We start from the raw sequence: 13,686 nt of genomic DNA, 5'->3' as shown, positions 1-13,686 counted from the left end.
GTAAGCTGCGGGCATGATGTCCGCGGTTAGTCCTGAGACAGATCAGGGAGTTCCAAACCGGCGACGTTCCCGCTCATCAAAACCGTAGATAGCCTCGGAGATCCGGGCTGACGAGCCACCGCTGCCCCCCAGACCCTTGAGCTGGATCTGGAAGAGCAATCGGCTGTCCAGTTCCTGGTCGTCCGTCAGGTAGTTCTGATGCACCACCTGCACACTCCAGCAACAGTTGTTGTATTCGATACCCGCCAGCGACCCTACCGTTCGGTCTAGCCGTGAGTCGTGTACCCAGCGGCCTATCAGGCTAACACGATCCGTAACCGGGAAAACCGCCGCCACATCCGACTGTTCCAGCTCTTTCCTGCTATAGGTGTGGCCCACACTGGCAAGGTACCGGTAATCCTCCGAATGAAACACCAGCTGGCTTCGCCCTTCCTCGGTGTCACCGGTTTCGGGGTCCCACAAACCGGACGAGCGGATTTCCAGAGTATCAATCGGACTCAGGACCACCTCACCCGCCAATGGTGAGCGGCTACGGGTACTTGCGCCCTCACCGAAGAGGCTGACTTCGCGATCTTCGAAATACTGCACCTGACCAAGACTGAATCTGGCCCGTTCGGCCCCGCTGACAAGATCATTGATACGGCTGGTAAGCGCCACCGTCAACTGGTTGGTATCACCAACCCGGTCACCGCCGGTAAAGCGGTCAGGCTGGAACAGCTGATCAAAGCGAAAGGTCTGTATGTCCGTATCGAAGTTCGGAATGTCGTTCTGGTTGGCGTCTGCGTCTGCCCACGCATAATACAGCCTCGGCTCCAGGGTCTGATTGTAGGGCACATCGAACAGGCTGGACTGGCGATCAAAAAAGAGACCATTGTCCCACTCCGCCACCGGAACTGTTCGATCAAAACTGCCATCCCCGAGGGTGTAATCCTCCAGTTCGTAACGGGTGTAATCCAGACTGACCGACGGCCGGCTGAAGCCCCAGACAGTGCGCAGAGGTAGCGCCAACTCGGGAATAGTACGCAGGCGCTGACCATTGGCCCGATCAAGACCGGTGAGGTTTTCGTTGTCCCGGTAGAACATGGTGTACTGGCTCTCGACACCCGCCTCCAGCCAGCCCAGTTCCGTGACACCACCGTACAGAATTTCGGGCAACTGGGCGTATGGCTTGTCCACATCAGCGATCCGCTCAGGAACCGTCTGGTAATCGTTCAGATACGTTTCAAAGTATTGCTGGTTATCCTGATAACGTACTCCGCCCTTGCGTTGCAGGTGGGTTGTCTGATTGATTTCGAGACTGCGGTTCAGGTCGCCCAGATAATCCTCGTCACTGACCGCCGAGAAGTCACCATAGCCTGTCCAGCCCGCGCTAAACCGGGCGCGGGTCGAGGTATCGAGCCCCCAGCGCTCTCCTTGTTCCCCCGGATTTTCCTCAGCATAGGCGGAATCGTGCCCGATGTAGCCAACCTGCAAAACCGTCTCACCGAAACGACTCAGGTATCGGCCCTCCGCTTCATTAAAGAGCCCTCGGCCGTGGATATACTGCGGCGTCAGGGTGGCATCGTAATGAGGGGCAAGGTTCAGGTAGTAGGGCGCGGCCAGGAATGCGCCACTGCCTGCACTGGAGGAACCAAACTGGGGATACAGAAAACCCGTCTTGCGCCGGTCATCGATGGGAAAACTGGCCCAGGGCCAGTAAAAAACGGGAACGTCCAGTATCTCAAGCCGGACATGCCTGGCAGTGCCGTATCCTTCTGCACGATCCAGTTTGATGTCCGATGCCACTAACGCCCAGTCATTTTGCTGCGGACCACAGGTGGTGAGCATCCCGTCGCGTATCATTACCCTTTCATCGGCCAGCCTTGTCAGTCTGTCAGCACTGCCACGCATCTCTGGACCATGAAGCAGAAAGGTCGCGGTATTGATGTCAAAGCGTCCGGAATCAACGTTGTAATCAGCACGCTCACCGGTCAGCAGGAAGCCATCGCCTCGGCTGACCAGGGGACCCTGCACCGTAACCGCCCCATCGGCCTGGTTGTATCGGGCTTCAGAGCCTCGCACCTGAAAGGCGCCCTGGCGAAGCCGGACGTCGCCCTGGAGATACAGTTCCCGATCAATTTCATATCGGGCATTCAGACCGGAAGCTTCCAGTGGCGCCTGCTGACCCTCACCAGCGCCGAACACGCCTCCGACACCGTCAACCTCTCCGGATGGAAGGTAACCGCCTTCGCAGAACACCGGCAACGAGTCGCGCACCTGTGCCGGCAACTGGGATTTAGGACGCCAGTCAATTTCGGCTGCTGTCGGGGGCGACTCAGCCCGGACCTGCATCGCCACCAAGCCGAACGCTCCCGCCATCAACATCGAACCCAGCCGACGCTGCAACCGGCTGACCGGCAGATGCTGAGGACAATCGGAAGTGGGCACAGTGGCAGATTCCTGTTCCGGATGAATGGTTGGGCGGCTCTGATTTAACAGGCGACTAGTTTACACGTGCCCCCCGAGGTTGTTAACGGAAACTCCGCTGCAAAACCGTTTTACCCTCTTTATACTCCTCTGCTAACTTTCGCTGTCAGCCCCCAACCATTTTTTCTTTATCAGGATAGTAATCGGAACCATGGACATCCGCCTGCGTTTGCTGACCGAGTGGGTCAGACAGTTCCCCGGCTTTGAACAGACGAACGTCGAGCCCGTCTCCGGCGACGCCAGTTTCCGCCGCTATTTCCGGGTCAGCCGCATCGCTGCCAATGGTATGCCGGAGTCTTTCATTGTGATGGATGCACCTCCGGAGCACGAGAACTGTGGACCGTTTGTGGCCATCGCCCGGCACTGGCATCAGCATGGTGTCGCCGTTCCGGATATCCTGCAGCAAGATCTGGCCCAAGGTTTTTTGTTGATTGAGGATTTTGGCGATCAGCTCATGCTGGGACAGCTTAACGGCAACACGGCAGACACGCTCTACCGTGGAGCGCTGAGCGAACTGATTGCCATACAGCAGCTCAGCTCCCCGGTAGATTATCCGCTACCCCCTTATGATACAGCCCTGCTGGATCGTGAAATGGCACTGTTCCCGGACTGGCTTCTGGAGCAGTACCTTGGCCTGGACCTCAGCAACACTGAACGCGCGCTTCTGGATACGACATTTGCCATTCTCAGAGAGAGTGCCCTGGCGCAGCCGGAAGTGACGGTGCACCGGGACTACCATTCCCGGAACTTGCTGATCAGAGCCGGGTCGGACCGCCCGGGTGTCATTGATTTCCAGGACGCCGTAACCGGCCCCGTCACCTATGATGCAGCTTCCCTCCTCAAGGACTGTTACATCGAATGGCCGGAGGAACAGGTATGCCAATGGCTGGAGGTCTTCCGGGAGGGAAGCATACAGTCTGGCCTGCACCGGGCGGACAAGGAAACTTTCCGCCAGTGGTTCGAACTCATGGGGATGCAGCGCCACCTCAAGGCCGCCGGGATTTTCGCGCGCCTGGCACTTCGCGATGGTAAACACGGTTACCTGAATGACATTCCCCGTACCGTGGGTTACCTGTTGACCGCCAGCAGCAGACAACCGGCATTGCGCCATTTCCACGAATGGCTAAGCGATACGGTCATGCCTGAGATCACGCACCGTATTGGCCCCGCACCGGATCGGGAGCAATGACACCGTTGAGAGCGATGATTCTTGCAGCCGGCAAGGGCGAACGCATGCGGCCGCTGACTCTGACCAAACCTAAACCGTTGCTCAGTGCCGGCGGCAAGCCGCTGATTGTCCACCACCTGGAGCACCTGAACCGCGCCGGTTACCGGGAGGTGGTGATCAATCATGCCTGGCTCGGGGAGCAGATCGAGTTCACCCTGGGCACCGGGAGCCGATTTGGCCTGTCTCTCCTGTATTCCCCGGAGGGCGAACCCCTTGAAACCGCCGGAGGTATCGTACGGGCCATGCCATTACTGACCGAGACTGCATCCGACTGGTTTCTGGTAATCAATGGCGACATCTGGACTGACTTCGAGCTGGCCCTGCTAACACCTCCGCAGGAGGGAGACGCTCTCCTGGTGATGACCGATAACCGCCCACACCACCCGGAAGGTGATTTTCATCTGCAGCAGGATGGTCAACTTACGGAAGAGGGGCCGGATAAACTGACCTTCACCGGCATCAGCCTGTTGAATCGCCGCCTGTTTGAAGGGCTGGACGACCAGGCTGGAAAGCTGGGCCCTGTTCTGCGCTCAGCCATGGCGCAAGGTCGTGTCTCGGGGCTCTATCACCCCGGCGAATGGGTGGACGTCGGAACGCCGGAGCGGCTCCGGCAGCTGGACCAGGTTCTCAGAGCCCGGGAGCACTGACACCATGACCGAAAGCTCAGGACAGCCAACATTACCCGCCCGACTGGATGCCGAGTTCTCAGGCCTGCTCCGGGAACTGTCCGCCTGTGGCCATCAAGCAGTCACACTCCTGGAGCGTGCCCACCTACCCCGCTCATGCCGGCACCCACTGTTCTTTTTCCTGGGCTACATTGCCAAGGCCGAGGGCCGTGTTACCGAGGTTGATATCGGATACGCCGAGGCACTGATCAAGGCGCTTAAGCTTTCCTCAAGACAGCGACGACGGGCAATCGAATGGTTCCAACAGGGAAAATCGGCAGAAAGCATCCCGGCCATGCGAGGTCTCTCACTCAGGCTCTCTCAGTGGCTCCGACCAGCGCCCGCTCTCAGGCTGGCGGCTTGCCTGTGTCACGCGGCCCAACTCAACGGCCGACCGGCCAAACAGCGCAGGTATCGGTGCGAGGATGCCATCGCCCAGATGGGTCTGCCAATCTCGATAAGCGACGATATTTTTGAAAGTTACGCGTGCAAGGTATGGGCACCGCAGGCGGAACAGTTCGCCAGGCCCGAAAGTTATGAGCAGGCATGTGCGTTACTGGGGGTCACACGACGTGATGCACCGGATATGGTCAAGCGGGCTTATCGCAAGAAGGTCTCCGAGTGCCACCCTGACAAACTGGCACAGCAGCAAATCAGCGCAGTCGAGCGAGCTACTGCCAAGGAACGATTACTGCGTTACCAGCAAGCGTGGGAGCTGATCAAACGGCATCACACAATACGATGATAGCCGTCCGGGTTACTGAGTTTTCAGCCAGCCATTTATCCGGCTGGCCAAAGACTGTCCATCCTGTGCAGAAAGCGGTTGATGCAACGCTGCGGGCTGATGTACGAAATTTTCCAGGCCTGCGCGCAGCAGGTTGAGCGCCCACTGCCGGCCCGGCGCGCTGTCCACCGACACAGAATCATAAAGCTCCAGCAAAGGGGGCGCATTGCCCTCACCCAGCCTGGACACCAGAGTGGCCTCATCCCGGGGATAAAACACCGGAGCCACCCAGATCATTGCCCGGAGATTCTGCTGGACCTCAGACAGTGCAACAAGGTGATTGCTGGCGCGACCAATCCCCACCAGTGCAACCTTTCCGTACTCCCGATCAGCCAGTTCCGTAACGCCTGCTTCCAGTACCCGGCGGACCCGGTCTCGGTAGGCGGCCTCCGCCCCGCCTTCGGCGCTCTCAGATTCCATAACATCAATCATTACCGAGGAGGCTTCACCATCGCCGGGGCTCTTCTCCACCACCTCCGGCGGACGCTCCAGCAACCTCTGGATCGTTGGCGAAGGCGCGTCCAGACCCACCGTCAACACCGCCCACCCTCTGTCAGCGAGGTGTTCGGCCAGACTCCCGGACACACCTGAGGCGGCTGTCTCACCCGCATCCGCCAAAACCAGCAGGGCCCCTTTGGCAGGCAGCTCCCGCTCAGGATGAAACAAGCCGAGCGCACGATCACCCTCCTCCAGGTCCAACCAAACAGCGGCGTCGGGATAGGCGCGACTTAACGCCAACTCACCCAGCCCGGTTGAAACACCGGACCGCTCTTGCGCACCAGTGGCTGTGCCCGCAAGGCCTTTTGCTGACTCCTCCTGGGCCCAGGCGCCGGACCACGCAAACCAAACCCCCAGTAAAAACACCAGGCACCTGCCCTTACTCAGATCAATACCGACTCTATACACAGTTTCTGACTCTTTGGCTGCGAAAAAAACGCTCCGAACTGTTAGACTAGCACTCGTTTTTTCTATGCGGCACGGACCGCTGCTGGCCACGACATTATCAACCGATTCGCGCGCAAAGTAATTGAGAGAGCCATCATGAACCCTTACCTGATTGCCCCATCCATCCTGTCCGCTGACTTTGCCCGACTGGGCGAAGAAGTCGATAACGTACTTGCCGCCGGCGCCGACGTTGTTCACTTCGACGTGATGGACAATCACTACGTACCGAACCTGACCATCGGCCCCATGGTCTGCGAAGCTCTGCGCAAGCATGGTGTGACCGCGCCGATCGATGTACACCTGATGGTGTCACCCGTCGATGACCTGATTCGCATGTTCATTGACGCCGGCGCCAGTTACATCACCTTCCACCCGGAGGCCAGCAACCACATTGACCGGTCACTGCAGCTGATCCGCGAAGGCGGCTGCAAAGCCGGCCTGGTGTTCAACCCGGCGACCCCGCTGCACTACATGGACCATGTCATGGAAAAGCTCGACATGGTACTGCTAATGTCTGTCAATCCCGGCTTTGGTGGCCAGAAGTTTATTCCGGGCACTCTGGACAAACTGCGCGAAGCCCGTAAACGCATCGACTCCAGCAACTTTAACATTCGCCTCGAAATCGATGGCGGCGTCAAGACGGAGAATATCCGGGAGATTGCCGAAGCGGGCGCCGACACCTTCGTAGCCGGTTCTGCGATCTTCAATACCGACGACTACAAGGCCACCATTGATGCCATGCGCGAAGAGCTGGAGCAGGCGCGCAAGGTGATCGGCCAATGAGCCTGACTGGCCTGTTCAGCCCACGCTGGCCAGGTGTCGCCCTGTTTGACCTGGATGGCACCCTGGTCGACAGTGCACCTGACCTCGCCGCTGCGGTGGATCAGATGCTCGAACAGCTGGGCCGGTCTACGGCGGGTATCAATCAAGTACGCCAGTGGGTGGGCAATGGCGCCAGCGTTCTGGTGCGGCGCGCCCTGGCCGGGCAAACCGACTGGGAACCGGCCCGACCTCAAGACGAGGCCCTGTTCAAAGACGCCCTGGCGATCTTTTACCACGCCTATGGGCAGATCAACGGGCGGCACTCTATCGTGTATGACGGCGTGGAAGCCTGTCTCGGCAGACTGGCGGAGCATGGCTGCAAACTGGGAGTAGTGACCAACAAGCCCGAGCAGTTTGTGGCGCCACTTCTGGAACAGATGGGCCTGGATCACTGGTTCGACATCAGCATCGGCGGCGACACCCTGCCCGTGAAAAAACCGGATCCCACGCCTTTGTTACATGCCATGGAAGCCCTCGGCGGCACCCGGGGCACGACCGTAATGGTGGGTGACTCCGCCGCCGATATCAATGCGGCACTGGCGGCGGGTGTGCCTTGCGTGGCAGTCCGCTACGGGTATAACTTTGGCCAGCCGGTTGATGCCCTTGGTGCAGACGCGGTTGTTGATTCACTGGCCGAGCTTTTGTAAAGATGCAGATCAGACTTCAGGAAACCGAAACATGACACCCGAGCAATTCCGCGAGCTCGCCCAAGCCGGCTTTAACCGTGTGCCCGTCTACCGCGAGGTGCTCGCCGATCTGGACACGCCCCTCAGTACCTACCTGAAACTGGCCAGTGGGCCATATTCCTATCTGTTCGAATCCGTACAGGGCGGCGAGAAATGGGGCCGGTATTCAATCATTGGTTTGCCCAGTCATGAGGTTCTGAAAATCTTCGACCACCGAATCGAGGTCCGGCGTGGCGGCGAACTGGTGGAGGAGGCCGAGGTAGAGGACCCCCTGGCATTTGTGGAACAGTATCAGGCCCGATTCAATGCCCCGGATCTGGAGCAGCTGCCAAGGTTTAACGGCGGCCTGGTTGGTTACTTCGGTTATGACACCGTGCGCTACATCGAAAAGCGCCTGCGCAAGAGCTGCCCACCGGACAAAATCGGCACGCCAGACATTCTGCTGATGGTGTCGGACGAGATCGTCGTATTCGATAACCTCAGGGGCAAGCTCCACCTGATAGTGCATGTAGACCCCTCTGTTGAAGGTGCCTATGACTACGCTCAGGCCCGGATTGATGAGCTGGAAAAGCGCCTGCACCGGCAAACAGCAGACGCTCCCCGCACTCCGGAGCACCTGCGCGGCAAAACGGTAGACGAAAGTGACTTTGTCTCCGGCTTTACCCAGGACAGGTTTGAGGCCGCCGTCGGCAAGATCAAGGAATACGTGCTGGATGGTGACGTGATGCAGACCGTGATCTCCCAGCGCATGTCTATCCCCTTTGAAGCGCCGCCGCTGAATCTTTACCGGTCGCTGCGGGTGCTCAACCCATCGCCTTACATGTACTTCCTGGACCTGGACGACTTCCACATTGTCGGTTCTTCGCCGGAAATCCTGGCTCGGGTGGAAGACGAGGAAGTGACCGTCCGGCCCATCGCCGGGACCCGCAAGCGGGGCGCCACCGATGCCGAAGACAAGGCTCTGGAAGCCGAACTGTTGGCGGATCCTAAAGAGATCGCCGAGCACCTGATGCTGATCGATCTGGGCCGAAACGACGCCGGCCGGGTCTCGGAAACCGGCACCGTTCGGCTGACCGACAAGATGATCGTGGAGCGTTATTCCCACGTCATGCACATTGTCTCCAACGTCACCGGCCGCCTGAACGAGAACACCAGCTGCCTTGACGTGCTCCGGGCCACACTGCCCGCCGGCACCCTGAGTGGCGCGCCCAAGATCCGGGCCATGGAAATCATCGATGAGCTGGAGCCGGTCAAACGCGGTGTCTATGGCGGAGCAGTCGGCTATCTGTCTTTTAACGGCAACATGGACACGGCGATCGCCATCCGGACAGCGGTGATCAAGGACAAGACCCTGCATATCCAGGCCGGTGCGGGTGTGGTGGCAGATTCAGTTCCCCGCCTTGAGTGGAAGGAAACCATGAACAAAGGCCGCGCAATTTTTCGCGCAGTTGCCATGACCTACAACGATTTTAACCACTGAGGCGGGGGAAAGATTATGTTACTGATGATCGATAACTACGACTCCTTCACCTACAACGTGGTGCAGTACCTGGCGGAACTGGGTGCGGACGTGCAGGTGTACCGTAACGACGAAATCACGGTGGAGGAGATTGAGGCGCTGAACCCCGAGCGACTGGTGATATCTCCGGGGCCCTGCACACCAAACGAAGCTGGCATCTCCATGGCCGCGATCCGACACTTTGCGGGCAAGCTCCCCATCCTCGGAATCTGTCTGGGCCATCAGGCCATCGGACAAGTCTACGGCGGTGACATCATCCGGGCCGGGCGTGTCATGCACGGCAAAGTATCACCGGTGTACCACAAGGATACCGGTGTCTTCCGAGGGCTCAACAACCCCCTGCAGGCAACGCGCTATCACAGCCTGGTCATCGACCAGACAACCCTGCCGGACTGCCTTGAGGTCACCGCCTGGACCCGTAACGACGACGGCTCCGTAGAGGAAATCATGGGCGTGCGGCATAAGACCCTGCCCATTGAGGGCGTGCAGTTCCACCCCGAATCCATCATGACCGAACAGGGGCATGAACTGCTGCGCAACTTCCTGCGAAGCTGAATCAGCCAAAAACAAGCCAGAGGCCGCACAACATGGACATGAAAGAAGCTCTGAACCGGATTGCCTCCAACCTGGACCTTTCCCGGGACGAGATGAAACAGGTGATGCGTATTGTCATGAATGGCGAAGCCACCGATGCACAGATCGGGGCGTTTCTCATGGGCCTGCGGCTAAAAAGCGAAACCATCGACGAGATCACCGGAGCCACCGAAGTCATGCGTGAGCTGGCGACCGGTGTCACCGTCAATGCCGAACCGCTGGTTGACATCGTGGGCACTGGCGGCGACGGCGCCAACCTGTTTAATGTCTCCTCCGCGTCCGCCTTCGTGGTTGCCGCCGCCGGCGGTTACGTGGCAAAGCATGGTAATCGCGGCGTGTCCTCCAAGAGCGGCAGCGCCGACCTGATCGAGAAAGCCGGCATCAACCTCAACATGACCCCGGAGCAGGTCGCCCGCTGTATAGAGCAGATCGGCGTCGGTTTCATGTTTGCCCCGGCCCATCATGGCGCCATGAAGCATGCCATTGGGCCGCGAAAAGAACTCGGCTGCCGCACCATCTTCAATATCCTCGGACCAATGACCAACCCGGCCGGGGTCAAGCGCCAACTGTTGGGCGTGTTCACCCGAGACCTCTGCCGCCCCATGGCGGAAGTGCTTCAGCGCCTGGGCTCCGAGCACATCATGGTGGTCTGCTCGAAAGATGGCCTGGATGAAATCAGCCTGGCCAGCTCCACACATGTTGCTGAACTGAAAGGTGGCGAGATCACCGAATATGACATCACACCCGAAGACCTGGGCATCAAGAGTCAGTCCCTCGTCGGCCTGGCCGTGGAGTCATCCGAAGACTCCCTGAACCTTATCCGTGCCGCCTTCGGTCGCGGGCATGATGAGATGGCGGAGAAGGCCCGTGACCTGATTGCGCTGAACGCGGGCGCAGCCATCTACGTAGCCGGGCTCGCAACCACCCCGAAAGCCGGTGTCGATATGGCGCTGGATGCCATGGGCTCCGGGCTTGCTGCCGGAAAGATGTCCGAACTCGCCGATTTCTCACAGTGCTTCTGAGCGATACAGACAATGACTGACCGACACAACGACAGAACGCCCACCATCTTGCGCAAGATCGTTGAGCGCAAATGGGAAGAAATCGCCGATCGCCGGCCCGGCACCCCATTGCCCGAGCTCAAGGCACGGGCTGGCGACCAACCGCCGGCCCGCGGCTTCGCCGCGGCTATGCGCCGTCACATCGAACGACAGCAACCCGCGGTTATTGCCGAAATCAAAAAGGCATCCCCCAGCAAGGGCATCCTCCGCGATCCGTTTGAGCCGGCCGTCATCGCAGAGAGCTATGAACAAGGCGGCGCAGCCTGCCTGTCCGTGCTGACCGACAGGGACTTTTTCCAGGGCAGCGAGGCCTACCTGGCCGCTGCCAGGAACGCCTGCAGCCTACCGGTGATTCGCAAGGATTTCATGGTTGACCCATACCAGGTCTACGAGAGCCGGGCCATCGGTGCCGACTGCATCCTGCTGATCGCTGCCTGCCTGACCAGAGACCAGATGCAGGAAATGGAAGGCATTGCCCACGAAATCGGGCTGGACGTGCTGGTGGAGGTCCACGATGGCGAGGAAATGGACGACGCGCTGACTCTGAAAACACCCCTGGTGGGCATCAACAATCGCAACCTGCACACGTTCGACGTATCGCTGGATACCACCTTCGATCTGCACGAGCGTATAAGTGCCGACCGGCTGACCATCACCGAGAGCGGCATCATGACCCGGAGCGACGTGGGCACCATGACCTCCCGGGGTATTTACGGCTTCCTGGTTGGCGAGTCGTTCATGCGAGCCGCCGAGCCCGGCACGAAGTTACGGGAGTTGTTTTTCCCCGAGGACTGACTCTCAAGCTGGAGCGAGTCAGCGGGCAAGGCCTGACTTGCACGTAAAAATCATTACTCCGGTTCCGCCAGAGCCTCCTGCAACAATCCCAACAGATGCGCAGGCATGCCCTCGGCCAGCTTCAGAGCTGCCTCATGCCCCCGAGGCGACATCTTGCCCCAGGTCCGGCGCACAATCCGCAGCCACTTTTCCCGGTCGTAGTCCGCTTTCTGCTCGTAGAACTGCGCAAAATACCGCTCCAGAAAGACCATACAGGCCACGTCTTCCAGCAGCTGGGTGTCGGCATCGTTACGCAACTCCCGTTTGGTCAGGATGGTTTCCGTCTTCTCACACTGGCCGGCATCGTAACCACACTCTGCCATGATCTCTGCAGCCCGGCGGCCGTGCATGCGACCACAGGCCTGACGCCACTGGTAATAGGCTTTCCGGCCCTCTTCATAGTCACCCCGCGGCATAGTCCAGCGTTCGATGTGCTGGGCCCGGCAGGCAATCTGCATGTGTTCGGAAGGTTTGGTCTCAAGCGCAAACAGCCAGCGGGTCATATGCAAACTGTAGGCATACTCCCGCGGCAGCGATTCACCGTTAACGGTTTCCCGGTTTGGGTCGGCCCGGTTTGCGCAATCAATTTTGTTCAACGCACAGTTCAGCTGTGCCGAGGCAGTCATGCTCTACTCCTGCCGATCAGTATCGATATCACGGGTATTCCTGGCACTTATCGCGTCACCATCGTTTGCGCGTGTTTTACCAGATCGTCCGGATTCTCTACCCGCTCGGGCTTGCGAACCCCCGCCTGACAGCCGGGGCGGGCCCAAAGCTCGTCAATCCAGCGGTTCAGATGCGCCAGACCCTCCACCGAGGCGCCGGACCATTTGTGGGTGCGAACCCAGCACCAGTTGGCGAAATCGGCAATCGTGATCTCGTCTCCGGCGAGGTACCGGGATTCCGCCAGGCGACTGTCGAGAACCTCAAACAGGCGGCGACATTCGTGCTGGTAACGATCAATGGCTGGCTGGATCTTCTCCGGAAAGTACCGGTAGAACACATTCGCCTGGCCCATCATGGGGCCGACCCCACCCATCTGGAACATCAGCCACTGCAGGGCACGCGAACGCACATTCGGATCACGGGGGTAGAACTGATCATACTTCTCCGCCAGATACACCATGATGGCGCCGGACTCGAACACGACAAAATCGTCGTTGTCCCGATCCACGATGACCGGAATACGGCCATTGGGGTTCATCGCCAGGAACTCCGGCGTTTTCTGTTCACCCTTGGACAGGTCAACGGGAATCAGGTTGTATTCAATGCCCATTTCCTCAAGCAAAACGGACACCTTGTGCCCATTCGGGGTCGGCGAGGTATACAAATCAATCACGGGTATCTCCTGGCAGGCAGTTCATAGATTGACAATATCAGACCTGCGCCGACGGGCGCGATTTGATGCGATCGTACCAGGCCTGCAGGTTGGCCTGTTCCGGCTTGATGCGGATATTGATAACCCGGGCAAAAGCGATGGTGGTAAAAGCATTGATGTCTGCGGCCGTGAAACGGTCGCAACAAATGTATTCCTTGCCTTCGAGGTGTTTATCGAGGAACTCCATGAACTTCTCGACATTCTTTCCACACTCTTCCCCCCACTCAGCGATCGGATTCATTCGATCCTTGAAATAGCCGCTGGTGTGCTGAAAACACATACCGGTGGGCATAAAGAAAAACAGCTCTATCCACCGCAGCCACTGCTCCAGCTGGGCTTTTTCCAGCGGAGTATCGCCTAACAGCGTCGGTGTACCGGGATAGCTTTCCTCGAAGTAGCGACAAATCGCCATGGTTTCGGCGATGCAGGTGCCGTCATCCAGCTCCATCACTGGCACTTTCTTCATCGGGTTCCGGGCGACAAATTCCGGTGTCAGGTTTTCACCCTTCTGCAAATCAATTTCAATGAATTCGGCCTTATCCAAAAGCCCCTTTTCGGCCATGAACATGCGGACACGACGGGGGTTTGGGGCGGTTTTGGTCTCGAAGATTTTCATTATTGCAGCTCCGTTCCGGGTAGATGTTCGACAACGACGTGTAAAAGACAAGTCCGAAGCCTGCCCCGAACAAAGAGTTGCGTCAAGC

14 protein-coding genes are annotated in these 13,686 nt (G+C 58.8%); 9 read left to right on the top strand and 5 right to left on the bottom strand.

The genetic code is table 11. The features are described 5' to 3' along the window. Positions 1-42: 42 nt before the first annotated feature. On the bottom strand, positions 43-2,364 hold the full coding sequence (locus BKP64_RS17295) for an LPS-assembly protein LptD (RefSeq protein ID WP_083329327.1): 2,322 nt from the start codon (positions 2,362-2,364) through the stop codon (positions 43-45). Positions 2,365-2,617: 253 nt separating this feature from the next. Between BKP64_RS17295 and BKP64_RS17290 the strand changes: the two genes are divergently transcribed. From BKP64_RS17290 to BKP64_RS17280, 3 genes are read left to right on the top strand one after another with little or no spacing between them, the layout of a single operon-like run. Beyond that, entirely contained in the window at positions 2,618-3,655 is a 1,038-nt protein-coding gene (locus BKP64_RS17290) for an aminoglycoside phosphotransferase family protein (protein ID WP_070972885.1), read from the top strand. 5 nt (positions 3,656-3,660) lie between these two features. Further along, complete coding sequence (gene murU / locus BKP64_RS17285; protein ID WP_070973749.1) at positions 3,661-4,341, top strand: N-acetylmuramate alpha-1-phosphate uridylyltransferase MurU; 681 nt, start codon at positions 3,661-3,663, stop codon at positions 4,339-4,341. 4 nt (positions 4,342-4,345) lie between these two features. Then, a complete protein-coding gene (locus BKP64_RS17280; RefSeq protein ID WP_070972883.1) occupies positions 4,346-5,104 on the top strand; it encodes a co-chaperone DjlA in 759 nt (252 codons plus the stop codon). A 12-nt stretch (positions 5,105-5,116) separates the two neighbouring features. Here the strand turns inward: BKP64_RS17280 and BKP64_RS17275 are convergent, their stop codons facing one another. After that, positions 5,117-6,049: a DUF3530 family protein gene (locus BKP64_RS17275; protein WP_157755438.1), complete on the bottom strand. Its 933-nt coding sequence runs from the start codon at positions 6,047-6,049 to the stop codon at positions 5,117-5,119. A 135-nt stretch (positions 6,050-6,184) separates the two neighbouring features. Between BKP64_RS17275 and rpe the strand changes: the two genes are divergently transcribed. Genes rpe through trpC form a run of 6 tightly spaced genes read left to right on the top strand, consistent with a single transcriptional unit; the run spans position 6,185 to position 11,565 of the window. Continuing rightward, positions 6,185-6,871 carry a ribulose-phosphate 3-epimerase gene (gene rpe, locus BKP64_RS17270; protein ID WP_070972881.1) on the top strand — a complete coding sequence of 229 codons (687 nt, stop codon included), beginning with the start codon at positions 6,185-6,187 and terminating at the stop codon, positions 6,869-6,871. Then, positions 6,868-7,557 (top strand): phosphoglycolate phosphatase, encoded by a 690-nt coding sequence (locus BKP64_RS17265; protein WP_070972879.1) that lies wholly within the window; start codon positions 6,868-6,870, stop codon positions 7,555-7,557. The genes rpe and BKP64_RS17265 overlap by 4 nt, the downstream gene beginning before the upstream one ends. A gap of 31 nt (positions 7,558-7,588) precedes the next feature. Continuing rightward, positions 7,589-9,076 (top strand): anthranilate synthase component I, encoded by a 1,488-nt coding sequence (gene trpE, locus BKP64_RS17260; RefSeq protein WP_070972877.1) that lies wholly within the window; start codon positions 7,589-7,591, stop codon positions 9,074-9,076. 15 nt (positions 9,077-9,091) lie between these two features. Next, on the top strand, positions 9,092-9,670 hold the full coding sequence (locus BKP64_RS17255; RefSeq protein ID WP_070972875.1) for an aminodeoxychorismate/anthranilate synthase component II: 579 nt from the start codon (positions 9,092-9,094) through the stop codon (positions 9,668-9,670). A 32-nt stretch (positions 9,671-9,702) separates the two neighbouring features. Further along, positions 9,703-10,731, top strand: a complete 1,029-nt coding sequence (trpD, locus tag BKP64_RS17250) for an anthranilate phosphoribosyltransferase (protein WP_070972872.1) — start codon at positions 9,703-9,705, stop codon at positions 10,729-10,731. A gap of 12 nt (positions 10,732-10,743) precedes the next feature. Further along, positions 10,744-11,565: an indole-3-glycerol phosphate synthase TrpC gene (trpC, locus tag BKP64_RS17245; RefSeq protein ID WP_070972869.1), complete on the top strand. Its 822-nt coding sequence runs from the start codon at positions 10,744-10,746 to the stop codon at positions 11,563-11,565. Between the two features lie 53 nt (positions 11,566-11,618). Here trpC and BKP64_RS17240 read toward each other — a convergent pair whose 3' ends face one another. The 3 genes from BKP64_RS17240 to BKP64_RS17230 are packed head-to-tail and all read right to left on the bottom strand — an operon-like array spanning position 11,619 to position 13,598. Continuing rightward, the gene (locus tag BKP64_RS17240; RefSeq protein WP_070972868.1) at positions 11,619-12,230 is read right to left on the bottom strand and encodes a DUF4202 domain-containing protein; all 612 of its coding nucleotides are present in this window, start codon (positions 12,228-12,230) and stop codon (positions 11,619-11,621) included. A gap of 47 nt (positions 12,231-12,277) precedes the next feature. Beyond that, entirely contained in the window at positions 12,278-12,943 is a 666-nt protein-coding gene (locus tag BKP64_RS17235; RefSeq protein WP_070972865.1) for a glutathione S-transferase family protein, read from the bottom strand. Positions 12,944-12,980: 37 nt separating this feature from the next. Further along, on the bottom strand, positions 12,981-13,598 hold the full coding sequence (locus tag BKP64_RS17230) for a glutathione S-transferase family protein (protein WP_070972863.1): 618 nt from the start codon (positions 13,596-13,598) through the stop codon (positions 12,981-12,983). Positions 13,599-13,686: the final 88 nt, after the last annotated feature.

This window comes from Marinobacter salinus (assembly GCF_001854125.1).
Classification (GTDB): Bacteria; Pseudomonadota; Gammaproteobacteria; order Pseudomonadales; family Oleiphilaceae; genus Marinobacter; species Marinobacter salinus.
The sequence above is the reverse complement of the archived record's forward strand: the minus strand, read 5'-3'. Positions and strand labels throughout refer to the sequence as shown.